Genomic DNA, 2,477 nt, shown 5'->3' on the forward strand with positions numbered 1-2,477 from the left:
GGCTTGGGGGTAGGGTTACAGGTCGGAAGAGGTGCCACACTTCGTGGCCCCCTCCGTGGCACCCCTGTGGCCCTTCCGTGGCCCCCATCGTGGCCCCCCTCTGGCACCTGTCCGTGGCACCCGTGGCCCCTCGTCTGGCACCGTGGCGGCAAGATCAAAAGTTGCTCGCGGTTGCAGCCCACGCGCAGCCGCGCGGAGCCATCCAGCTGGCAGCACAGACCAAGCCCTGAGACGGCCGCAGAGGCGCGAACTGACTTGACCTGATGTCATGCCATGCAGACAAAGTTGGTCTTGTTAGAGCGCCACTGAGAGCGCTCGGAGGGTGCCATGGAGGCCCGTTCCACGTTTTCGCAGGTGAAGGCTCTAGACGCTAGATCGCAGGTCAGGCGCCATCCAGGCCCCTAGGTGAGCCTCTAGACCTAGAGGGTGTTGGGTCTAGGTCTAGAGGCTCACCGCAGAGCCATCGGTGACAGTGGCGAGGTGCACGGGGGTCAAGCGGCTGGGTCGGCTCCCAAGGTGCCGCCAAGCTTCCGTAGCGCCTCGGTCGTAGCTTCGTCGGTCGCCTCGGTGTAGACCTCCATCGTGACCTTGATGTCGCTGTGTCGGAGAATCCGCATCGCGACGCGTGGATGTACATCAAGGGCCGCCAGCAGGGTTGCGCAGGTGCCGCGTGTTCCATGCACCGTGATTCGGCGAACGCCGGCCTGAGCTATGCGGTAGTCGAACCGCCGGTTGAAGTTCCTCGGCTCAATCGGTGTGCCGTATCGCGTGGTGAAGACGAGTCCTGTTTCCTGCCACTCTTCGGGGTGGGCGTCCCGATCTCCTGTTTGACGCTCCTTGCGGAGCTTCAGGGCCGTCAGGCATATCTCAGGCAAAGGGAGACCTGCCTCGGATGCCTCAGTCTTCACCTCTCTACGGAGGAGCTGACGCCGGACGCGTTGGAGTTGTTCTCCCACGAACAGCTCTTTGGTTTCGAGATTCACCAGATCCCAGGTGAGACCAAGCACCTCCCCTTTTCGGAGTCCGAGCACCAGAATGAGGACGTAGGCGGCGTATAGCCCATCCTGGTCAGCGAGGGCCTTCTCTAGGAATTGTCTCGCCTCTGCTACGCTCCACGGCTTGACCTTGCGCTTTTTGCGGGGGCGCGGGATGCGGAGACCGCTTGCCACATTCTTGGATATGAGTTCCTCGCTCATGGCGTAGGAGAGCGCGCTCCGAAGGACGGTAAGGGCGTCGCGTACGGTTCTCTCCGATGATGTCCGCTGGCAACACTGGCCAACCGCACAACACCGCTGCTTGGCTGCGGGTCGCCGGGCGTCCTTCCCTTGCGCGCAGCACTGGCATGCGGCGCGGGTCTTGTTAAGCCATATTCGGATGTCGCGAACACTAAGCTTATCGAGTCGCTTCTTTCCTAGCTCGGGGCGTACATATAGCCGCGTGAGCGTTTCGTAGGTGGCGATTGTGAGCGGAGCGAAATCCGGCTCCACAACCACCTCCTTTAGCCAGTAGGTAAGGAATTGATCGAGTGTGGGAACGGAGGTGGCTATGGAACCACGCCGTGCCTCGGTCTGGAGTTTGACGTACTTTTCGTGGACCTCTTCGCGAGTCTTGCCGTAGGCCCATTTCTTGGTTTTCTCACCGGTCGGTGCGGTAACCCAGACGTAGGCGGCCCAGCCGTTGCGGTAGGGGAATATGCTGCCTTCCCCGTTGGCGCGTTTGCGGCCTTTGCTCATCGTGGCCCCCAGTAGCGGAAGCGCGTTTCCGGGTGTCCGGCCACGGCCAGGCAGTCGCCAGCTTGTGTGAGGGCGTCCAATGCGGTGCTGATGGCGGGGTGGTTGACGATGGCGCCGAACAGGTCACACAGTTCGGTGTAGGTCAGGCCGCGGGCGCCGGCCTGCTTGAGGGCGTGACGAATTGCGTCACGAATTGAGCCGGGGTCGGTGAGGGGTCCGGCGTCGCTGGGAAGGGCGTCGATCCAGCGTTCGTACTCGCGGACGCTGATGCGGACCTGGCCGTCCGGGAAGCGCACGCCGATCGGTGCCTGGCCTTTGGCTTCCCATTCGCGCCAGTCGGCTTCGGGGACGTCGAGGTCGGCCAGGATTTCGGGGATGGTGAGCCAGTCGTAGGGGTCGCGGTCGTTGGAGGTGAACATCAGGCGGCCTCACTCTCTCGTTCGAGCAGGGCGATGTAGTCGCGGATGGCGGCGGCCGGGATGAGGCGGGCGCGGCCCTGGCGGACAGAGCGCAGGCGGCCGTCACGCATCTGGGCGAAGATGACCGTTCGGCCCATGCGGAGCATGCGCATGACGTCGGTGACGCGGTACAGCTGCAAGTCATCGATCTCGGGGGCCGTGGTGGTGGCCATGGTGGGCTGGTCTCCTCGGTGGGCGTGGGGGGTGGCGGGGTGGGGGCGGGTGGTCATGGTTCACCTCCGGGTGGGCGCGGGTGCGGTGTCGTCGGGCGGGTCGGTGCGGCGCC

At 64.1% G+C, this 2,477-nt stretch carries 3 protein-coding genes; all 3 read right to left on the minus strand.

Translation table 11 applies throughout. The features are described 5' to 3' along the window. Window positions 1–491: 491 nt before the first annotated feature. The 3 genes from ITP53_RS54805 to ITP53_RS54815 are packed head-to-tail and all read right to left on the minus strand — an operon-like array spanning window position 492 to window position 2,364. Window positions 492–1,733: a tyrosine-type recombinase/integrase gene (locus tag ITP53_RS54805; RefSeq protein WP_195903390.1), complete on the minus strand. Its 1,242-nt coding sequence runs from the start codon at window positions 1,731–1,733 to the stop codon at window positions 492–494. Next, complete coding sequence (locus ITP53_RS54810) at window positions 1,730–2,152, minus strand: hypothetical protein (RefSeq protein ID WP_195903391.1); 423 nt, start codon at window positions 2,150–2,152, stop codon at window positions 1,730–1,732. The genes ITP53_RS54805 and ITP53_RS54810 overlap by 4 nt, the downstream gene beginning before the upstream one ends. After that, the gene (locus ITP53_RS54815) at window positions 2,152–2,364 is read right to left on the minus strand and encodes a helix-turn-helix domain-containing protein (protein WP_195903392.1); all 213 of its coding nucleotides are present in this window, start codon (window positions 2,362–2,364) and stop codon (window positions 2,152–2,154) included. Before ITP53_RS54815 ends, ITP53_RS54810 begins: the two co-directional genes overlap by 1 nt. Between the last annotated feature and the right edge of the window lie 113 nt (window positions 2,365–2,477).

Source organism: Nonomuraea cypriaca, assembly GCF_015645445.1.
In the GTDB taxonomy this organism is placed as follows: Bacteria; Actinomycetota; Actinomycetes; order Streptosporangiales; family Streptosporangiaceae; genus Nonomuraea; species Nonomuraea cypriaca.

Excerpts from the sequence above, each read along its gene's own strand:
- ITP53_RS54805 (WP_195903390.1), bottom strand. The coding sequence starts at position 1,733 with ATGAGCAAAGGCCGCAAACGCGCCAACGGGGAAGGCAGCATATTCCCC.
- ITP53_RS54810 (WP_195903391.1), bottom strand. The coding sequence starts at position 2,152 with ATGTTCACCTCCAACGACCGCGACCCCTACGACTGGCTCACCATCCCC.
- ITP53_RS54815 (WP_195903392.1), bottom strand. The coding sequence starts at position 2,364 with ATGGCCACCACCACGGCCCCCGAGATCGATGACTTGCAGCTGTACCGC.